The 18,237-nt window shown below is 51.7% G+C and carries 17 protein-coding genes and 2 tRNA genes; 12 read left to right on the forward strand and 7 right to left on the reverse strand.

The window, feature by feature from the left end; translation table 11 throughout:
- Window positions 1–127 precede the first annotated feature (127 nt).
- Window positions 128–1,744: a CTP synthase gene (locus HMPREF0636_RS01345; protein ID WP_005468148.1), complete on the reverse strand. Its 1,617-nt coding sequence runs from the start codon at window positions 1,742–1,744 to the stop codon at window positions 128–130.
- Between the two features lie 449 nt (window positions 1,745–2,193).
- Between HMPREF0636_RS01345 and HMPREF0636_RS01350 the strand changes: the two genes are divergently transcribed.
- Window positions 2,194–2,270 (forward strand) — tRNA-Arg (locus HMPREF0636_RS01350).
- A gap of 25 nt (window positions 2,271–2,295) precedes the next feature.
- Window positions 2,296–2,369 (forward strand) — tRNA-Arg (locus HMPREF0636_RS01355).
- A gap of 279 nt (window positions 2,370–2,648) precedes the next feature.
- Here HMPREF0636_RS01355 and HMPREF0636_RS01360 read toward each other — a convergent pair.
- Both HMPREF0636_RS01360 and HMPREF0636_RS01365 read right to left on the reverse strand, forming a co-directional pair.
- Complete coding sequence (locus tag HMPREF0636_RS01360; protein ID WP_044167974.1) at window positions 2,649–3,200, reverse strand: shikimate kinase; 552 nt, start codon at window positions 3,198–3,200, stop codon at window positions 2,649–2,651.
- A gap of 16 nt (window positions 3,201–3,216) precedes the next feature.
- Window positions 3,217–5,268, reverse strand: a complete 2,052-nt coding sequence (locus HMPREF0636_RS01365; RefSeq protein WP_081748367.1) for an HD family phosphohydrolase — start codon at window positions 5,266–5,268, stop codon at window positions 3,217–3,219.
- A 655-nt stretch (window positions 5,269–5,923) separates the two neighbouring features.
- Here HMPREF0636_RS01365 and rpmB point away from each other — a divergent pair.
- The 5 genes from rpmB (at window position 5,924) to HMPREF0636_RS01385 (ending at window position 9,269) form a co-directional block, all read left to right on the forward strand.
- Complete coding sequence (gene rpmB / locus HMPREF0636_RS01370) at window positions 5,924–6,175, forward strand: 50S ribosomal protein L28 (protein ID WP_044167975.1); 252 nt, start codon at window positions 5,924–5,926, stop codon at window positions 6,173–6,175.
- Window positions 6,176–6,184: 9 nt separating this feature from the next.
- Window positions 6,185–6,373: a 50S ribosomal protein L33 gene (gene rpmG / locus HMPREF0636_RS01375; protein ID WP_005468155.1), complete on the forward strand. Its 189-nt coding sequence runs from the start codon at window positions 6,185–6,187 to the stop codon at window positions 6,371–6,373.
- 12 nt (window positions 6,374–6,385) lie between these two features.
- Window positions 6,386–6,535 (forward strand): DUF4295 domain-containing protein, encoded by a 150-nt coding sequence (locus tag HMPREF0636_RS08325; RefSeq protein WP_081748368.1) that lies wholly within the window; start codon window positions 6,386–6,388, stop codon window positions 6,533–6,535.
- Between the two features lie 188 nt (window positions 6,536–6,723).
- Entirely contained in the window at window positions 6,724–8,115 is a 1,392-nt protein-coding gene (locus HMPREF0636_RS01380) for an MATE family efflux transporter (protein ID WP_044167979.1), read from the forward strand.
- A 20-nt stretch (window positions 8,116–8,135) separates the two neighbouring features.
- Window positions 8,136–9,269: a metallophosphoesterase gene (locus HMPREF0636_RS01385; protein WP_044167981.1), complete on the forward strand. Its 1,134-nt coding sequence runs from the start codon at window positions 8,136–8,138 to the stop codon at window positions 9,267–9,269.
- Between the two features lie 74 nt (window positions 9,270–9,343).
- Here HMPREF0636_RS01385 and HMPREF0636_RS01390 read toward each other — a convergent pair whose 3' ends face one another.
- Window positions 9,344–10,804, reverse strand: coding sequence for an aminoacyl-histidine dipeptidase (locus HMPREF0636_RS01390; protein WP_044167983.1), 1,461 nt, complete (start codon window positions 10,802–10,804; stop codon window positions 9,344–9,346).
- A 157-nt stretch (window positions 10,805–10,961) separates the two neighbouring features.
- On the opposite strand from HMPREF0636_RS01390, the gene HMPREF0636_RS01395 reads away from it, so the two are divergent.
- Both HMPREF0636_RS01395 and HMPREF0636_RS01400 read left to right on the forward strand, forming a co-directional pair.
- Window positions 10,962–11,177, forward strand: a complete 216-nt coding sequence (locus tag HMPREF0636_RS01395; RefSeq protein ID WP_005468160.1) for a hypothetical protein — start codon at window positions 10,962–10,964, stop codon at window positions 11,175–11,177.
- A 51-nt stretch (window positions 11,178–11,228) separates the two neighbouring features.
- The gene (locus tag HMPREF0636_RS01400) at window positions 11,229–11,867 is read left to right on the forward strand and encodes an OmpH/Skp family outer membrane protein (protein WP_005468162.1); all 639 of its coding nucleotides are present in this window, start codon (window positions 11,229–11,231) and stop codon (window positions 11,865–11,867) included.
- 272 nt (window positions 11,868–12,139) lie between these two features.
- Here the strand turns inward: HMPREF0636_RS01400 and HMPREF0636_RS01405 are convergent, their stop codons facing one another.
- Window positions 12,140–12,514 (reverse strand): RidA family protein, encoded by a 375-nt coding sequence (locus HMPREF0636_RS01405; RefSeq protein WP_044167985.1) that lies wholly within the window; start codon window positions 12,512–12,514, stop codon window positions 12,140–12,142.
- Between the two features lie 47 nt (window positions 12,515–12,561).
- Window positions 12,562–12,924, reverse strand: coding sequence for a hypothetical protein (locus HMPREF0636_RS01410; protein ID WP_044167988.1), 363 nt, complete (start codon window positions 12,922–12,924; stop codon window positions 12,562–12,564).
- 617 nt (window positions 12,925–13,541) lie between these two features.
- Here HMPREF0636_RS01410 and HMPREF0636_RS01415 point away from each other — a divergent pair.
- The 3 genes from HMPREF0636_RS01415 to HMPREF0636_RS01425 are packed head-to-tail and all read left to right on the forward strand — an operon-like array spanning window position 13,542 to window position 17,537.
- Entirely contained in the window at window positions 13,542–15,260 is a 1,719-nt protein-coding gene (locus tag HMPREF0636_RS01415) for a glutamine--tRNA ligase/YqeY domain fusion protein (protein ID WP_044167989.1), read from the forward strand.
- Between the two features lie 21 nt (window positions 15,261–15,281).
- Complete coding sequence (locus HMPREF0636_RS01420; RefSeq protein ID WP_044167990.1) at window positions 15,282–15,914, forward strand: DedA family protein; 633 nt, start codon at window positions 15,282–15,284, stop codon at window positions 15,912–15,914.
- 42 nt (window positions 15,915–15,956) lie between these two features.
- Complete coding sequence (locus HMPREF0636_RS01425) at window positions 15,957–17,537, forward strand: NAD(P)/FAD-dependent oxidoreductase (RefSeq protein ID WP_044167991.1); 1,581 nt, start codon at window positions 15,957–15,959, stop codon at window positions 17,535–17,537.
- Window positions 17,538–17,620: 83 nt separating this feature from the next.
- Here HMPREF0636_RS01425 and HMPREF0636_RS08190 read toward each other — a convergent pair whose 3' ends face one another.
- A complete protein-coding gene (locus tag HMPREF0636_RS08190; RefSeq protein WP_155807262.1) occupies window positions 17,621–18,190 on the reverse strand; it encodes a hypothetical protein in 570 nt (189 codons plus the stop codon).
- Between the last annotated feature and the right edge of the window lie 47 nt (window positions 18,191–18,237).

Below are 18,237 nucleotides of genomic sequence, written 5' to 3' on the forward strand. Positions count from 1 at the left end.
AATCCTTTTCATTAAGTGGTTTTACTACTAAATATTTTACTCTTCATTAATTATCTGCTGATCTAGAGATGCCTCGTACAGATGAGAGCTGTTTGCTCCCTAGATACTCTATTATAACGTAGTGAGGCTAGTCTCGGTTCTCTGCACCGTAAGCGATTGCCTCCTTGATGAAGGTAAGGAAGAGAGGATTGGGATGTAGGACTGTGCTACGGTATTCGGGGTGAAACTGTACCCCTACATACCAGCGGTGCTCGGGGAGCTCTACGGTTTCGACAAGACCTGTGTCGGGGTTCTCTCCTGCACAGATCATCCCTGCTCGCTCGAAGTCTTCTCGGTACTGGCTATTGAACTCGAAGCGATGTCTGTGACGCTCACGGATGAAGTCTGCTCCATAGGCATTGGCAATCTTTGATCCTGGCTTCAGGATGCAATCATATCCCCCGAGGCGCATAGATCCACCTAGCTCGGAGATACTCTTCTGCTCCTCCATCAGGTCGACGACCTTATGCGTAGTTGTAGGATCAATCTCGGTCGTGTGTGCATCGTGCCAGCCAAGAATATTACGAGCAAACTCAATGACCATGCACTGCATACCTAGGCAAATACCTAGCGTAGGGATGCCATGCTCACGAGTGTAGCGAAGAGCCTCAAACTTCCCCTCAATGCCTCGTGCACCAAAGCCTGGAGCGATGACGACGCCATCCATTTTCCCAAGTAGCTCTGCCACGTTGTCCGCTGTGACCCTCTCACTATGGATGGAGACGAGGTTGAGCTTGCGCCTGTTATATGTTGCAGCCTGAAGGAGGGATTCGTCTATGGATTTGTAGGCATCTTGGAGCTCAACGTACTTGCCTACAAGAGCGATGTTTACTGTTTCGGTAGCTTCATCACGTAGAGCAAGGAAGTTCTTCCAGGGCTTTAGCTCTGGCATGCCCTGTGGTGTGATACCACATTTCTTTAGGACAATCTCATCGAGGTGCTGAGCCTGCAGAGCAAGTGGCACCTGATAGATTGTAGGGACATCCACACACTGTACGACAGACTCCGGAGAGACATTGCAGAAGAGTGCTACCTTACGCAGAATCTCACTACCGAGGCTGTGCTCTGTACGTAGGACGAGGAGGTCGGGCTGAATCCCTACTTCTTGTAGTTGCTTGACGGAGTGCTGTGTGGGCTTGGTTTTTACCTCACCAGCCGCAGCTATATATGGTACGTATGTCAGGTGCAGGCAGAGGCAACTCTGTCCCAGCTCCCACTTGAGCTGACGTACACTCTCTAGGAAGGGGAGCGACTCGATGTCCCCCACAGTACCTCCGATCTCAGTGATGACGAAGTCGTATTGCTTCTTTAGTCCAAGGAGCTTGACATTGCGTTTAATCTCATCCGTGATGTGAGGGATGACTTGTACGGTCTTGCCGAGGTAGTCTCCCTTGCGCTCTTTGCGGATGACATTTTGGTAGATACGCCCAGTTGTGATGTTGTTGGCTCGGGAAGTGGCTACATCAAGGAACCGCTCGTAGTGCCCGAGGTCGAGGTCAGCTTCGTGCCCGTCATCGGTGACGTAGCACTCTCCATGCTCGTAGGGGTTGAGGGTGCCTGGGTCGATGTTGATGTAGGGGTCGAACTTCTGTATCGTGACGCTGTAGCCACGAGCCTGAAGGAGCTTCCCGAGGGATGCTGCTACGATTCCTTTCCCAAGGGAGGATACGACGCCCCCCGTGACGAAGATGTACTTTGTTTCCACTGCTCGCTGTGTCTTGTTTCTTTGCCTGCGTGTCCCTAGGAGCGTTGCCTGCTTTCCTTATATATAATAAGGTATAGAGGCCTTTCGACTTTGGGGCGAGGAGTATCTCTGTAGATCCGTTATTCAAAGACGAACGTAGCCCGAGGAGGTGTGTTGAGTACCAACATCCCTAAGCTACGCCGACAAAGATACATTTTTGCGCGTTACTAAGGATGTTACACCTTGCCGTGACTGCCCACGAGCTGGAGGAAGCTCCTGTAGATAAGCTGTAGAAACAAAGCAAGGGGGGTAGGTGGGTGAAAAATACAGCGAGTATGCGGTCGAAGGTGTAACAGAGGGTTAAGGAAAGGCCATGAGTTGTGGCAAGTCTACCCCAAATAGATTTGGTAGAAAAGGAAATATACGTTACCTTTGCACTCGCAATTAGGTCTTAGGCCAAGTGTTAGAATGGCTCCGTAGCTCAACTGAATAGAGCATCTGACTACGGATCAGAAGGTTACAGGTTTGAATCCTGTCGGAGTCACCAGTAGGACACTTCAAGACCAACAGCAGGTTCCGTAGCTCAACTGAATAGAGCATCTGACTACGGATCAGAAGGTTACAGGTTTGAATCCTGTCGGGATCACATAGATACGCCCAAGAGATAGTCCAACTATCTCTTGGGCGTATCGCTTTTTGTCTCAACTGGAGGGGCTAGCTAAAACCGAGAAGGATTCTAAGGCAGCCTTTCAAGGGGCGGTTGAGGCATGTCTGAATGACTAGAAAGGGCTCGCCTGATGGGACGCTCGGGGTGAGCCTAGGGTATAAGCCAGCTAGAGGCAGAGAGGGCAGCGGACAGGGAGAGAAAGTGTGGACTAGGGGTGAAGGGTCTTGCTTGGCTTAGGGGTCTTGCTCTCCATGCTTGTTAGCCCCAATCACTCGTGACGAGGAGGGGCTTGTGCTGGGCGAGCTGGCGGGCAAATGCCTCTTCCTTCTCGGGGGTATCGATGAGGTCTATGTCGAATGTGTGCTTTGCCTGAGAATAGATGGGCTCACGGCGTGCGAGGGTCTCTTGGGTGAATATGAGTAGCTCCTCACCGCTCTTGTCACGGATAGTAGGACGGGTACGCTTGCAGAGCTCTAATCGTAAACTAAGTATCTGAGCAGAGCAACGGAAGTAGACCGTCTCCCCCGAAGCATTCAGTAGCTCCATCGTGTCGCCATGGCAAGGGAGCCCTCCGCCTGTGGCAAAGACTGTGTCCTCCATGCTCATCAGCTCCTCGATGATGACCCGCTCACGCCTGCGGAAGACCTCCTCCCCGAGTGCAGCAAACATGTCCACGATGCGTTGCCGAAAACGTGTCTCTATGAATGTGTCGGTATCAATGAAACGGAAGCCCAGCTGGTCAGCTAGCCTTCGCCCCACAGTACTCTTGCCCGAGCCCATGAAGCCGATGAGGAAGATCGGTCGGTACATGCTGTGGCTCCTTGCGCTATTTCTTGTCGGGGTAAGCGATGCGGGCGTGGTACATCGTCTTCAGTTTGAGGTAGAAGACCTCCTTGATCTCCTTGATGTCTCGGAAGGTCAAAGGTGTATCCGTTAGCAAGCCTTCCCCTACGATACTATCGACGAGCTTGTCGATGAGGGCTCGGATACCTTCCTCCGTGTATTCGCTGAGGCTACGGCTGGCTGCCTCCACACAGTCGGCTAGCATGAGTATCCCCATCTCCTTGGTGTAGGGATTGGGGCCAGGGTAGGTAAATGGCTCGGGATCGATGTACTCACCTGGATGCTCATTGCAGTAGGAGTTGTAGAAGTAGCGTGTTGTACTTCTGCCGTGATGGGTGCGGATGAAGTCGATGACCTGATCGGGTAGACCATGCTTCTGTGCCAGCATGACACCATCGGCTACGTGCTGGATGATGATGCGGGCGCTCTCCCTGTAGTCGAGGTAGGAGTGGGGGCTATTGGTTGGGGCATTCTCGGTGAAGTACTCAGGATGAAGCATCTTCCCGATGTCATGGTACAGTGCGCCTGTACGGATGAGCTGAGCATCTGCTCCTATCTTCGTTGCTGCTGCGGTAGCGAGGATGGATACTTGGTAAGAGTGCTGGAAGGTTCCTGGAGCAACCTCCGATAGCTCCTTCAGTAGCGGTGTTGCCATATCGCTCAGCTCCACCAGACGGACGTGCGATACATAGCCGAAGAGCTTCTCTACGATGAAGGCGAGGATGTAGGTGAACATGAGGAAAATCAGGTTCACTCCATAGTAGAGGAGGGAGATCCAATAGCCTGGGCGGATGAGCCCCTCACGCATCCCCTCTACAATTAGTGATGAGCCGATGTAGGCAACATATACAGCGAAAGCCGCACGAATGAGCTGACCTCGAGAGTTGAGGCTCTGCAGGCTAAAGAGAGCAAAGAAGCCAGCGGTAAGCTGGATAAAGAGGAAGGAGAGTGGGTCGATCACGAAGTAGGCTGCCGTGAGGATCGTCACAAGGTAGCTCGTGAGGGCGAGGTGGCTGTCGAAGAAGATACGTAGCAAGAGCAGAATCATCACGTAGGGGATGACTTCTACGGAGAACCATTCGCTGCTGGCCTGTAGCTCTGTCAGGGCGATGAAGGCAAGCATGAGGCTGAAGAGCATGAGGATGTTTCGCCCCCTGACACAGAACTCTCGGTTGAAGAGCATCAGATAGATTCCAAGGATTGCAAAGAGCAGTGCTACGTAGAGGAAAAGGGCAAGGTTGAAGGGGGACTGAGTCTCTCCGCCTGAGCGATGTATCTGCTCCGTGCGTAGGGACCGAAGTACATTATATATGTAGGGTGTGACGATCTCCCCCTTGTCGATGATGCGCTCCCCCTGCTGGATGAGCCCCGTAGAGGTGGAGAGGTGTGAGAGCGCATCGTTGAGGAGCTTCTCGGTGTAGTCCTTGTCGTAGCGTACGTTGGGTGTGAGGTAGGAGGAGACGTCCATCTTCTGTAGCTCCTCCCGCTGTAGCCCCTTGGCTACTGCGTGCTCGAAGATTTGGTCATAGACTTCCTTGAGGCCGTAGAAGCGAGTAATCGGTACACGGCTCATTACGTTGTCCGAGCCGAGGAGGTTGAGCTCGAGGTGGTTCTCCTCTCTGAGACGTGTGACCTCGGATGCTTCGATTAATCCACTGCCGTAGGTCTTGCGCAGTTCATCCTGCAGGAAGAGGTAATAGGCTCTAGGTATCGTTGTGGATAGCTCACCTGTATAGGCGTCATGGAGCTTGTTGAGCATCCGGGGGAGGACATTACCATCCAGTGTATAGACGGGGAGGGATTCCTGTTGGATGCTATCTCGCTCCATTCGCATCTGGTCATCTGTTTTATAGATGGGGAAGTCATACGGAGCGGTAATCAGCTCATAGGCCCATGGCTTTCCACTGCTGAACTGGTACTGGAAGCTCCTATTGCGTGGCGCAAGGAGCATCACCACGAAGGCAGTGGCGAGCAGCGAGACGAAGGTCTTGAGCCACAGGCTCTGGAGGATTCGCTTGAGGGGTATCTGATACATTGCCTATAATCAATTACTTGTCACAAAGGTAAGCAAAACACCTTGCTTACTGCACGTCTTCACCTGTGGTTGTACTTCTTGCTTGTCCGTTTGGGGGAGGCTTGAGAGGAGCTGTCTTTGCTTAGGATGGTGGGCTTAGGGTGGTGCGCTATAATAGGTGCCGGGGGAAACCCGACAGAGGTATCGGGGGTGCCTCCGTTGAGGTACCGAGGAAACCTCTGATGAGGTTCCCCCGATACCTCCTAAGCCATTCCCTCTAGGGCGATAGATGGGGTGTTCCGATGGTGGGTGTGGGGCTCCTTGTTTGGGTGGTGATTCTGGTTTGGGGCGATGCACTCTGCTCCTCGACGTGGTGTGTGGTGTATTATCGGTGTTTCTCTGGATGTGCTGGCGAGGTGGTGTTTATCTGCTTATGCCTTGGTTCCCAGCGAGGGCATGAGGTGTCTTCTCCGCTAGGTTTGCTTGCTGTCTATCCTTTCCCAAGTCTTCTGATTCCTAGTTATTTGGCAGGTCTTTTCTCTGGGGGATAAACGATTTGTATAAGTGCGTTTTTTTTAGTTACTTTGCAGACCGATTGTGGAGTGCTCTGTTTGAAGAGCGCAGGACACAAGTCGCTGAAAGTGTTAGAAATAACAAACTAAAATATATAGAGATAATGTCAAAGATTTGTCAGATTACAGGCAAGAAGGCCATGGTCGGCAACAACGTCTCGCACTCAAATCGTAAGACGAAGCGCCGCTTTGATGTCAACCTGTTTACAAAGAAGTTCTTCTGGCCCGAGGAAGGGTGCTGGATTGTGCTGAAGCTATCAGCATCAGGACTTCGACTCATCAATAAGATCGGACTCGATGCTGCCATTCGTCAGGCTGCAGAGAAGGGCTATCTAAGTGAAATCAAGGTAAAGTAGGTAATCATCATGGCAAAGAAAGCTAAAGGTAATAGAGTGCAGGTCATCCTCGAATGCACCGAGCATAAGGATAGCGGTATGCCAGGTACATCCCGCTACATCACAACGAAGAATAGGAAGAATACAACTGAGCGCCTCGAGCTGAAGAAGTACAATCCTATCCTCAAGCGTATGACCATCCACAAGGAAATAAAGTAAGGAGATAAGACAATGGCAAAGAAAGCAGTCGCATCGTTTAAGAAGGCAGACGGCCGTACCTATTCTAAGGTAATCAAGATGGTCAAGTCTCCTAAGACTGGGGCCTATACCTTCCAGGAGGAAATGGTCCCCAACGAAGCTGTGAAGGAATACTTCTCCTAAGGACGAAGCAACCTTCCCTTCGAGCGGGTCTCTTTGCTCGCCTTAGGCATGAGAGCATAGACCCAGCTACCCAAGCTAAAGAGGCTGCCACTTGCATCGCAGGGGCAGCCTCTTCTTCATGGCTTCCTCGATCAATCCCTATTAGCCAACTACCCTCAACCCTATATAGTACGACGAGAATACAGATGATGGCATCGAACGATAAAAGCTCTGAGCGTATCCATTTGCTCAGTGACGAACGTATCCCCAAGCTCCTACTCCATTATGCGGTCCCCGCAGTCGTGGGGACTATGGTCAATGCGCTCTATAGCGTCGTAGACCGTATCTTCATTGGGCAGGGGGTCAGTGAGTTTGCCATCACAGGACTAGCCCTGACCTTCCCCATCCTGCTCTTCGTCCAGGCCTTTGGGATGCTGATTGGTGTGGGAGCCTCCTCTCGTGTGTCTATCCTCCTCGGTGAGGGGAAGCATGACAAGGCAGAGAATATCCTGAGTAATGCCCTCCTGCTGACCATCGTTACACAGGTACTCACACTCGTGCCGGTGATGATCTGGCTAGAGGAGATCCTCAGAGCTCTAGGAGCGAACGACAGGACACTGCCCTTCGCCTATGACTATCTGAAGATCATGATCCCGGGGAATATCTTCTCGACGCTCTGCTTTAGCTTCAATGCAATCATGCGTGCCTCGGGCTACCCCTACAAGGCAATGATCACCATGCTCATCGGGGCAGGACTGAATACTGTGCTTGATGCTCTCTTCATCTATGGCTTTGGCTGGGGGATCGAGGGTGCAGCATGGGCGACGGTGATTGCGATGGCGGTGTCGGCAGCCTTTGTGATGCAACACTTCCTTGATAAGAAGAGTGAGGTACAGTTCCATAAGCGGAATATGCGCTTCTCCATGGAGCAGATAATGGCGATTTTGTCCATCGGGATGGCTCCGTTCTTCCTCCAGCTCCTCAGCAGTGGGATTGCCTTCCTAATCAACTCTACTCTGGCGGAGTATGCTGGCTCCCCACTCATGGCTGACCGAGCTGTCGGTGCTTACGGGATTATCAATAGTATTGCGCTGGTGGGCTTCATGTTTATGCTCGGCATAGCTCAGGGGATGCAACCCATCGTGGGGTATAACTATGGTGCGAGGGCAATGAGGCGTGTACGCCAGACGTTTAATATCTGTGCCGTAGTCAACCTCTCGATTGGGCTCTTCGTCACGGTGGCTGCGCTGAGTGCTCCACGCTTCCTAGCCTCGATGTTTACTAGTTCGCCCGAGATGATTGAGGCTTCGGCAGATGCCTTGCGTTGCTGTATCTATGGCTTTGCCTTTGTCGGCTTTCAGGTGACAGCGACGCAGTTCTTCCAGAGTATAGGCTTTGGAGGCAAAGCCATGCTACTGAGCCTCTCTAGGCAAACCCTATTCCTCATCCCTGCGCTCTTTGGCTTCCCTTTGCTGTGGGGAAGTAAGGGTGTGTGGGTTGCTCTTCCCTTCTCCGACATCTGCGCTGGGGTGCTGGGGATTATCCTGATGGCCTACCAGTTCCGCCTCTTCGATCGTAGGGCAGAGCAGGAGGGTCTGTAAACCATAGTCCGAGCCAAACGATGGTGTATTTATATTCTGTCCTCTGCTGTCTTTTCCTCTTCCCATACTTTGCTTGGAGGGGAGGGCAGGCTCTTGGGCGCAGAGGACGTAAGTGCCTCTGGGGGGTACTTGCTACCACTTTCGGCCTCTTTGTCGTGGCACTGATGACACACCGCATGATACAAGCCGATTGGATGAGTCATGTGATGAATGGGAGCGTGTATGTCTTCTTCTCCAGTATGTATGCTGCAGGAGTGGTCGTGCTAATTAACCTCCTCAGGCATATTGATAATCGACTCTTTGGTTTCTATACCTACGCACCGCTCTGGAAAAAGAAGCGTGTGCGGCAGGGAGCATTCGTGCTAACCCTTGTGGTCTTCGTGGCATGCCTTTTCGTTGGACATTATAATGTTCGCTATCCACAGGTCATTCATCAAGACCTGTATCTCACACGCCTCACCAAGCCAGGGGAGCAGAGCACGAAGCGTCTACGCCTTGTCTTCTTCTCTGACCTACATATTGGGGAGGCAATGACCCCTCCCTACGTAGAGCGTGCTGTGGACCTTATACTAGAGCAGAAGCCTGACCTCATCCTCTGTGGAGGGGACTTCATCGACCATCTAAGCGAGTACGCCTATGACCCTCGAGTGATGAAGACGATGCGTAGGCTACGTGCTCCTATGGGGACGTACTTCGTGTTGGGTAATCATGAGTACCGAGCCGATACGCTAGCTAATATCCGCTTTGTGTCGGAGATTGGGGCGACGCTCCTCAGAGATAGTGTTGCCTACCCTCAGGATAGTCTCCTTGCCCTTGTTGGGCGGGATGACTTCGTGAATGAAGGAAGAAAGAGCATCGAAGCTGTGACGCAGGGTGTTGACCCTGCGAGGCGACCTGTCCTGCTCATGGAGCATACTCCTGCCTCGATTGATAGTATAGACCGCACACCTGTGGATCTGATGCTCTGCGGGCATACGCATGGTGGGCAGATTTGGCCAGGTCAGTTAATGGTCTGGTGGAAGTATGGGATTGCCTCAGGTGAGAAGGAGGTAGCTGGGCGGCGTATCTGTGTGTCCTCGGGTGTCGGCTCCGCAGGGGCGACCTATCGTATGGGTACACGCAGTGAGATACGAGTCTATGACCTATATTGGTAGCTAAGCAAGATATAATAGCAAAGCCCCCTTGCCCATGATGGGTAAGGGGGCTTTGCTATTGATGCCCTTTCGGGTTACTTCTTAGCAGAAGGGATTTCCTTGAGTACCTCGAGTAGGTGCTTCCACCAGAGGTCTACGGTCTTGATTTCGATCCGCTCCGCAGGAGAATGTACATCTCGGAGGGTTGGACCGAAAGAAACCATATCAAGGTCTGGGTACACATCTAGGATGAGACCACACTCAAGTCCTGCGTGGATAGCCTTCACAGCAGGCTCCTTGCCAAATAGCTTGCGGTAAGCATCTGCTGAAGCCTTGAGGATAGCAGAGTCAGGGTTAGGCTTCCATCCTGGATATGGGTCACGGACGCTGACGCTTGCCCCAGCAAGTTCAAAGACGCTTGAGACCATCTCTGATGCGCTGTTGCGCAGTGATGTGGTGGAGCTACGCTGACTGGTCTCAACGAGGATTACTCCGTCACGCTGCTTGATTGAGGCAAGGTTGTTTGATGTCTCTACGAGGTCTGCGATCTCGTGGCTCATACCGAGTACTCCATGAGGGCAGGCATAGAGAGCGCGTACGAGGGCATGCTTCGTCTTTTCATCGATTACCTTAGAGGGAGCAGTAGCTTCCCCAAGGCTCACCCGTACGTTAGGATCTACAGCCTTCTGCTCGTTACGCACATCTGCATCGAGCTGCTTGATGAGTGCCTCTACCTTAGCCTTGTCAGCTGCCTTTACTCCAAACACAGCGTGAGCTTCACGAGGAATAGCGTTGTGTAGATTCCCCCCACTGATTTCGGCAAGGCTCCATGTTGTGCTCTTGTCTAGAGCATAGAGGAAGCGTGTGAGTATCTTGTTTGCGTTACCTAGACCACAGTGTATCTCACCGCCTGAGTGACCGCCCTTGAGACCCGCAACTGAGGCACGTAGCCAAACAAGATCCTTTGGTGCGTCTACTGCGTTGTACTTAAATTCGGCAATGATGCCCATACCTCCAGCACAGCCGATGAAGAGTTCTCCTTCGTCTTCGCTATCGAGGTTGATGAGGATCTTCCCTTCGAGGAAGCCAGGCTTGAGTTCCATGGCTCCTGTCATGCCTGTTTCTTCATCTATGGTGAAGAGGGCTTCGAGAGGGCCGTGTGGGATGTCGTTCGAGGCGAGGATGGCCAGCTGAGCTGCACAGCCAATCCCGTTATCGGCTCCTAGTGTCGTGCCGTCGGCATGTAGCCACTCTCCATCTACGATGGTGCGGATGGGGTCGTTGTCGAAGTCATGCTTTGTGTCGGCATTCTTTTCGCAGACCATATCCACATGGCTCTGTAGGATGACCTTCACACGGTCTTCGTAGCCAGGCGTAGCGGGCTTGGTCATGACGATGTTCCCCACGTGGTCTTTCTTGTAGGCGATGTTGTGCTCCTTAGCAAACTTCTCTAGGTAAGCGATGATTTTGCCTTCCTTCTTAGAGGGGCGTGGTACTTGTGTAATCTCGTGGAAGTACTTCCAGACGATTTTTGGGTTAAGCTCTGTAATTTCCATTGTCTTGAATGTTTATAGTTACGTGATTGTACTCCTATTTGGTGTCATGGGTCTTCTCCACACTCTCCGAGGGGAACTTACTCGCACTCTCCCTCGGAAGTACCAAGAAAACTCGTAACTTTGTCCACAACAAATATAAAGAAAATAAAGACTAAGTATGCCATTATTCATTGTTGCTTTACTCCTGGTGGGTCTTGCTGTGCTACTCCTCTCCGTAGGGGTGATCCTCAAGAAGGATGGACGTTTCCCTAATACGCATGTCGGGGGGAATCGTGCTATGCAGCAGCGAGGTATCTCTTGCCACACCTCTCAGCACAAGGAGGCACAGCGACACAAGAGTCTCTCGGAGCGAGTTGCCGAAGCCGAAGCCTAGACTACTGATTTATCGAAAATAACTAACACAATCACATACATCTCTTACTTTATGACAAAGAATAGTCTCGTAAGCTGTGGTGCACTTGCCCTAGCTTTGACTACTATGCTCTCGCTAGGCTCGTGCAAGAAGGATAGCTCTACGAAGTCAACGCCTACTACGGCTACCGAAGTACAGGCCACAGGTCTACCCATCGCATTGGTGCGCATGGACTCAGTCTCCTCGCAGTATAAGTATGCACAGGAGGTGAAGGCTGCACTAGAGAAGGATGCCATCGAGCACCAGACCCGTCTGCAGAGCAAAGGTGCAGCGATTCAGAAGGCTGCTGCGGACTTCGAGCGTCGTATGCGTATTAATGCCTTCGTCTCTGCTGAGGCACAGCAGGCCGAGCAACAGAAGCTCATCCGCATGCAACAGGAGGGTGAAGCGCTTAGCGCACAGCTCACACAGCAGCTTGGCATGAAGCAGCAGCTCATGCTCGAGGATATGATGAAGGAGATCCGTACCCAGCTGAAGGAGTACAACAAGGATGGACGCTACAAGCTCGTCCTTACTCAAGCGGGTGATAATGTACTCTATGCGGATGAAGCTCTAGATATAACCGAGGACTTCATCAAGTACCTTAACGAGCACTACACCTCGGGCAAAGCCACACAGGCCAAGGCAGACTCTACGGCACAAGGCAAGTAGGCTCACCGAAGACTTATTATATCCTAAGCAACAAGGCTATGCCCGCCTCTGGGCATAGCCTTGTTGCTTTTTGTCTCTACCTACCTTGTCTATATGCAGTTGCTTGCTCTGCCTCTTTGACAGGGTGTGGAGAGATTATGTATAGGAATAAGCGAGGGCCATCCACAGCTGTGGATGGCCCTCGCTTTTAGTTTGTTGCCGTGTCGCCCTGCTCGATACGCAGGGGTGCTTACCGAAGCTCTACGGGCTATACTGGATATACGTCCTTGCGCCTACTTTACGGCGATGATTTCGATTTCTACGAGACCATTCTTAGGAAGCGTCTTCACAGCCACAGCTGAGCGGGCGGGGAATACTCCCGTGAACTGGTGCTCATATACAGCGTTCATTGCTGCGAAGTCTGCCATGTCAGAGAGGAAGCAAGTCGTCTTGACGACATGGTCAATCGTCATCCCTGCCTCCTCGAGGATAGCATGGATGTTGCGAAATGACTGCTCGGTCTGTGCTGTTATCCCTTCGGGGAATGCCCCTGTGGCGGGGTCGATGCCGAGTTGCCCAGAGGCATAGAGTGTGTCTCCGACGAGTAGCGCTTGGCTATATGGGCCAATTGCTGCGGGGGCCTTTGTAGTGGAAATGACTTTCTTCATTATGTGTCAATTATCTTTTGTTTTGATAGAGTCTGAGGCAAAGATAGCTAGAATACTCTGATTACAAAGTGCGAAATGAGAGCTACTGCGGTGGCGTAGAGCAGTACTCGGGGTAATACCTCGCGGTACGGCTGTCCGTAGAGGATACAGCTGAGCCAAGCGATGAGGGCCGATAGCACAATAGGGCTGGCTAAGGCAAGGCTGTGCAGTAAGAAGCCGTGTCGTCCCTCGAAGAAATGGACTGCCATCTCTAGGCTAACAGAAATGAGTGCGATGAGGAGTGCGATACCGAAAATCACTGCCCTGCGCACGAAAGAGGCTTTGTAACTCATCATCAAGAGTAGGCTACACAGGCTGAGGCGTGTGAGGCCTTCGCCTATGAAATTGTGTGTATGTGTACTTGGTCCCATTTCCTCTCTCTCCTAGTATTACTCTCCCTGAGAGGAGACCAAGGTTTACTACAAAGGTATATGATTTTTCTCTTTAATACGTTCTTACTCGCCCCTTTACTTCGTTTCTTGTGCCTTCAACGCTTGCTGATTACACTTTCTTCCCCCCTTCTGTCTGCTTTTTAAGTCTTGGTGCTTCATGCCCCTTTTGTCTTTCTGTTTCCCCTCTGGCATGCCCTTGTTTAGGGCGTTTGTGGAGGGTGGTTAATGAGTTACCATAACTCGCTCGGACGACTTACCATAACTCTCTTCGGCGACTTACCACAACTCGTTTAGAAGAGTTACCATAACTCGTCACGAAGAGTTATGGTAACTCGCTGACCTTACTCTTTTGTCTTGTTTATTTGTTTGTTTTATAGTGAGTTAGTGAAGGGTGGGGAGGTGGATGGACTTCGGGCTTCGTAGGGCTTAGATGGAACGTAGTAAGATGATGAATCTTGTCTCTCCGCAAGGGGAGGCTATCTGGTGCGTAGGGTTAGTTGAGCAGGTAATGACTTAATAGGGGTAGATCTCCCTATTAACTGCCGTATTTGTATTATTTTTGTCTGAATAACTAGTAGATTAAGCGAATAGGAATTATGACCACAGAGAGAGAGGTCACTACTCTAGGAGGCGAAGAGAAGAAGAGCCTCAACTTCATCGAACAAATCGTAGAGAACGACCTTAGCGAAGGTAAGAACGGCGGTCGCCTACAGACCCGCTTCCCTCCAGAGCCTAATGGCTACCTACATATCGGCCATGCTAAGGCTATCTGTATGGACTTCGGCATAGCTGCGCGGTACGGAGGCATATGTAACCTGCGCTTCGACGATACCAATCCCGTCAAGGAGGATGTTGAGTATGTTGATGCTATCCGTGAGGATATTGAATGGCTCGGCTTCCATTGGGGGGATGTTTACTACGCTTCGGATTACTTTGATCGACTTTATCGATTCGCAGAGGAGCTGATCATGGCGGGTCATGCCTATGTGGATGAGCAAACAGCTGAAGAGATCGCTGCGCAGAAGGGGACTCCAACGACCCCAGGTAGCCCCAGCCCATACCGTGAGCGTCCAAGAGAAGAGAGCCTAGACCTCTTCCGCCGAATGAACGCAGGTGAGTTTGAGGAGGGAGCAATGATCCTCAGAGCGAAGATTGATATGGCTTCGCCCAACATGCATTTCCGTGACCCTATCATCTATCGTATCATCAAGCACCCCCATCACCGTACGGGGTCGAAGTGGAATGTGTACCCCATGTATGACTTCGCACATGGGCAGAGTGACTTCTTCGAGGGCGTGACGCATTCGATTTGTACGCTAGAGTTTGAGGTGCACCGCCCATTGTACGATTACTTCATCGACCTACTACGTCAGGTGGAGAAGCACACAGAGGATTACAGGCCAAGACAGATGGAGTTCAATCGCCTGAACCTGACCTATACGATGATGAGCAAGCGTAAGCTCCTGCAGCTCGTCAAGGAGGGCTTCGTCTCGGGATGGGATGACCCTCGTATGCCGACCATCTGTGGGCTACGTCGTCGAGGCTATACACCCGAGTCCATACGAGGCTTCGTAGATCGTATCGGCTACACGAAGTATGATGGGATTATTGATGTCGCTCTTCTCGAGCACTCTGTTCGGGAAGATCTCAACCGCAGGGCACTAAGAGGCTCTGCTGTCCTGCACCCCGTACGTCTCATCATCACCAACTATCCCGAGGGGCAAACCGAAGACATGTTGTTCCTCAATAACCCCGAGGATCCGAACTCCGATTCGCACACGATTCGTTTCTCACGAGAGCTGTATATTGAGGCCGAGGACTTCATGGAGGATGCCCCAAAGAAGTACTTCCGTATGACCCCAGGGCAAGAGGTGCGTCTGAAGAGCGCCTACATTGTTCGTTGCACAGGGTGTAAGAAGGACGAGGCAGGTAACGTCACCGAGGTCTATGCCGAGTATGACCCTGAGACGCTCAGTGGACGCCCTGAGAGCAACCGCAAGGTCAAGGGCACAATCCATTGGGTATCGGCACAGGACAGTGTGGAGGCAGAGGTACGTCTGTATGACCGCCTCTTCACCGATGAGAACCCCTCAGAGATAAAGGACAAGGAGCTTGCTGAGCTACTTAACCCAGAGTCACTCGAGGTGGTCACTGGCTGTCGGATAGAGCCATATCTAGCGGAGGCCAAGCTAGGGGAGTACTACCAGTTCCAGCGTGTGGGTTACTTCTGCCTCGACCCAGACAGTCGCCCCGATCGCTTGGTATTTAATCGTACAGTATCCCTAAAGGATACGTGGAAAAAAGTCAATAAGTAACCCAGAGACGACACGATAGATATGCTTGAATCACTAGGGTTCATCCAAGATATCCTGCACCACCTGAATTACTTCTGGATCACAGTGCTGATGACCATCGAGAGTTCATTCATCCCTTTCCCTTCTGAGGTAGTCATCCCCCCTGCAGCTTATAGGGCAGCTAGTGGAGAGCTAAACATCTTCCTTGTGGTGCTCTTTGGTACACTCGGCTCGGACCTCGGTGCTCTGATTAACTACTACCTAGCTAAGTATCTGGGTAAGCCTCTGGTCTATCGCTTTGCCCAGAGCAGGGTGGGTCGTCTGTGTTTGCTTAGTAAGGAGAAGGTGGAGCGTGCCGAAGGGTATTTCTTCAAGAATGGGGCAACCTCTACTCTGATCGGTAGGCTCATCCCAGGCATCCGTCAGCTCATCTCTATCCCGGCAGGCCTTGCCAATATGCCCGTAGGGAAGTTCCTCCTCTATACGACACTTGGGGCAGGTGCTTGGAACGTGGTCTTAGCACTGCTGGGCTACTTCATAGGTAAGACTGTGCCACCCGAGCGTTTCGAGGCAACGATTCGTTCTTATAGCTCAACGATTGGGCTTGTTATCCTTGTTGCCGTGGTGGTAGCAGGGGTAGGCTACTATCTATACAAGAGAAGCAAGAGAGCCTAGTAGGCCCCTTTGCTCTACATCTAACCAAGTCCTTGCCACCAAGTGACCACAGTCCAGCTCACACTCTCTCCTGAGGTCGCCGCCTCCGATGCACGTATCCGAGAGGAAATAGCGCATCAGCTTTCGCTCCCCCTTGATCAAATCACCTCGATACAGATTCGTAGGAGGAATATTGACGCACGCCAGCGTCGTATCCTCGTGAATCTAAGTGTCGAGGTCTATCTGTCTGGTGAAGAGCCAGAGGTAGATACCTTCGAGGATTTGGTTTATCCTGATGTATCCTCTGCTCCGACTGCTGTTGTGGTTGGTGCAGGGCCTTGTGGGCTCTTTGCCGCATTGAGGCTTATAGAGCTTGGGGTACGTCCTATCATCGTGGAGCGTGGCCAAGAGGTGATGCAGCGTAGGCGAGACCTAGCAGAGCTGGCTCGCACGGGCATCATAGATCCAGAGAGTAATTATAGCTACGGAGAGGGCGGAGCTGGAGCATTCTCTGATGGTAAGCTCTATACACGGAGTAAGAAAAGAGGTAGTGTGGAGAAGGCACTGCGTGTCTTCTGTCGCTTTGGTGCAGACCCTAAGATCCTTGTTGATGCCCATCCACATATTGGCACGGATAAGCTACCTGTCATCATCCGAAGAATGAGGGAGCAAATCCTCTTGAGTGGTGGTGAGGTACACTTCGGCTGTCGCATGACTGAGCTCATCAGAGAGCAAGGGGCTGTGACCGGTATCGTATGTGCCTCGGGGGAGACATTCATGGGGCCTGTGATCTTGGCTACTGGGCACTCTGCTCGTGATGTGTACCGCTACCTTCATTCGGCAGGTGTGCTACTAGAGGCAAAGTCCATAGCTGTAGGAGTGCGTCTAGAGCATCCACAGGCATTGATTGATGAGATACGCTATCATAGTCCTGAGGGTAGGGGGAAGTGGCTCCCTGCTGCGGAGTATGTCTATAAGGCTCAGTCTGGTGGGCGTGGTGTATATAGCTTCTGTATGTGTCCTGGTGGGTTCATAGTCCCAGCCTCCACAGCTCCAGAGGAGATGGTGGTCAATGGGATGTCACCAGCTAACCGTGGCTCACGATGGGCGAACTCTGGGATGGTTGTAGAGCTTCGCCCAGAGGATATACCACAGACAGATATTAAGATTGACTACCTCCATTCGCCTCTTGCCTTGATGGCTTGGTGCGAAGAGCTTGAGCGAAGGAGCTATATCGCTGCTGGGCGTTCGCTTCGAGCACCAGCACAGCGTATGACAGACTTCTTGAAGGGAAGAGCCTCCAGCTCTTTACCCTCCTCGTCCTATACGATGGGGCTCACCTCGAGTGATCTTCATCGCTGGATGTCTCACTTCGTTACACACCGTCTTGCGGATGGGTTTCGTGCCTTTGAGCGGACGACGAAGGGCTTTATTACCGAGGAGGCACAGCTCATTGCCGTGGAGAGCCGTACCTCATCGCCCGTACGCATCCCTAGGGATAGGGAGCATTACCGCCATGTGCTCATTGACGGACTCTATCCAGCGGGTGAGGGAGCAGGCTATGCAGGTGGTATTATCTCGGCTGCAATAGATGGTGAGAACGCTGCTACTGCACTCGCTACATCCTTGCTCCACGGGCGTTAATCCCACCCTGTGAAAAATAAGAGAGGCGCACTACCTACTGAAGGTGATGCGCCTCTCTTAGATTATGAGTAAGCTTGATTGTCTTAGAGCTTGAAGGTTACCCCAAGGTTCCAGTAAGGAAGTGAGTAACCGAGTTCGGTGAAGGCACCAATACGTGGCGTAAAGAAGTAACGAGCACCAAGAAGGACACCTATATCAAAACCGCTACCTGTCAGACCGGAATTAGAATGACTGCCCATAGGACCTGAATTAGAGTACGAGGTTGATCCAATATGATAACCTAGCATAAGCCCTGCATAGGTATCCAGCTTAGGGGCAAACTGGTAGTGGAACATGCCTCGGAAGCCAAGAAGTATATGTGTATAGGATGCAGAGCTACTATACCCAGGCGCTCTATACGTCATAGAGCCTGAAGTGAAAGCCCCATAGCCCCCGAGGGTGATTGCCCCATTATTTCTATCGATAAGACCACTTACGATCGAGTAGTCGTAGGCTACAGAGAGCGGAGGGATAGACATACCATCACTACCGAAGTGATGCCCTAGACCGATACCCACGTTTACCATGCTTGAGCCTTTGGAGATAATCTCCTGTGCATTTGCAACGCTAAGACTTCCTACGAAGACTAGAGCTGCAAGTAAGAATTTCTTCATCTTATTCTTCATCTTTTATTTGTTCCTTTCTATGGGTACACCTTGTG

This window comes from Porphyromonas catoniae ATCC 51270 (assembly GCF_000565015.1).
Classification (GTDB): Bacteria; Bacteroidota; Bacteroidia; order Bacteroidales; family Porphyromonadaceae; genus Porphyromonas; species Porphyromonas catoniae.

Bases quoted from the DNA above. Each gene is read 5' to 3' on its own strand.
- HMPREF0636_RS01420 (WP_044167990.1), top strand. From the start codon at position 15,282: ATGCTTGAATCACTAGGGTTCATCCAAGATATCCTGCACCACCTGAAT.
- HMPREF0636_RS01410 (WP_044167988.1), bottom strand. From the start codon at position 12,924: ATGGGACCAAGTACACATACACACAATTTCATAGGCGAAGGCCTCACA.
- HMPREF0636_RS01405 (WP_044167985.1), bottom strand. From the start codon at position 12,514: ATGAAGAAAGTCATTTCCACTACAAAGGCCCCCGCAGCAATTGGCCCA.
- HMPREF0636_RS01395 (WP_005468160.1), top strand. From the start codon at position 10,962: ATGCCATTATTCATTGTTGCTTTACTCCTGGTGGGTCTTGCTGTGCTA.
- HMPREF0636_RS08325 (WP_081748368.1), top strand. From the start codon at position 6,386: ATGGCAAAGAAAGCAGTCGCATCGTTTAAGAAGGCAGACGGCCGTACC.
- HMPREF0636_RS01400 (WP_005468162.1), top strand. From the start codon at position 11,229: ATGACAAAGAATAGTCTCGTAAGCTGTGGTGCACTTGCCCTAGCTTTG.
- HMPREF0636_RS01360 (WP_044167974.1), bottom strand. From the start codon at position 3,200: ATGTACCGACCGATCTTCCTCATCGGCTTCATGGGCTCGGGCAAGAGT.
- HMPREF0636_RS01365 (WP_081748367.1), bottom strand. From the start codon at position 5,268: ATGTATCAGATACCCCTCAAGCGAATCCTCCAGAGCCTGTGGCTCAAG.
- HMPREF0636_RS01390 (WP_044167983.1), bottom strand. From the start codon at position 10,804: ATGGAAATTACAGAGCTTAACCCAAAAATCGTCTGGAAGTACTTCCAC.
- rpmB (WP_044167975.1), top strand. From the start codon at position 5,924: ATGTCAAAGATTTGTCAGATTACAGGCAAGAAGGCCATGGTCGGCAAC.
- HMPREF0636_RS01385 (WP_044167981.1), top strand. From the start codon at position 8,136: ATGGTGTATTTATATTCTGTCCTCTGCTGTCTTTTCCTCTTCCCATAC.
- HMPREF0636_RS01415 (WP_044167989.1), top strand. From the start codon at position 13,542: ATGACCACAGAGAGAGAGGTCACTACTCTAGGAGGCGAAGAGAAGAAG.
- HMPREF0636_RS08190 (WP_155807262.1), bottom strand. From the start codon at position 18,190: ATGAAGAAATTCTTACTTGCAGCTCTAGTCTTCGTAGGAAGTCTTAGC.
- rpmG (WP_005468155.1), top strand. From the start codon at position 6,185: ATGGCAAAGAAAGCTAAAGGTAATAGAGTGCAGGTCATCCTCGAATGC.
- HMPREF0636_RS01380 (WP_044167979.1), top strand. From the start codon at position 6,724: ATGGCATCGAACGATAAAAGCTCTGAGCGTATCCATTTGCTCAGTGAC.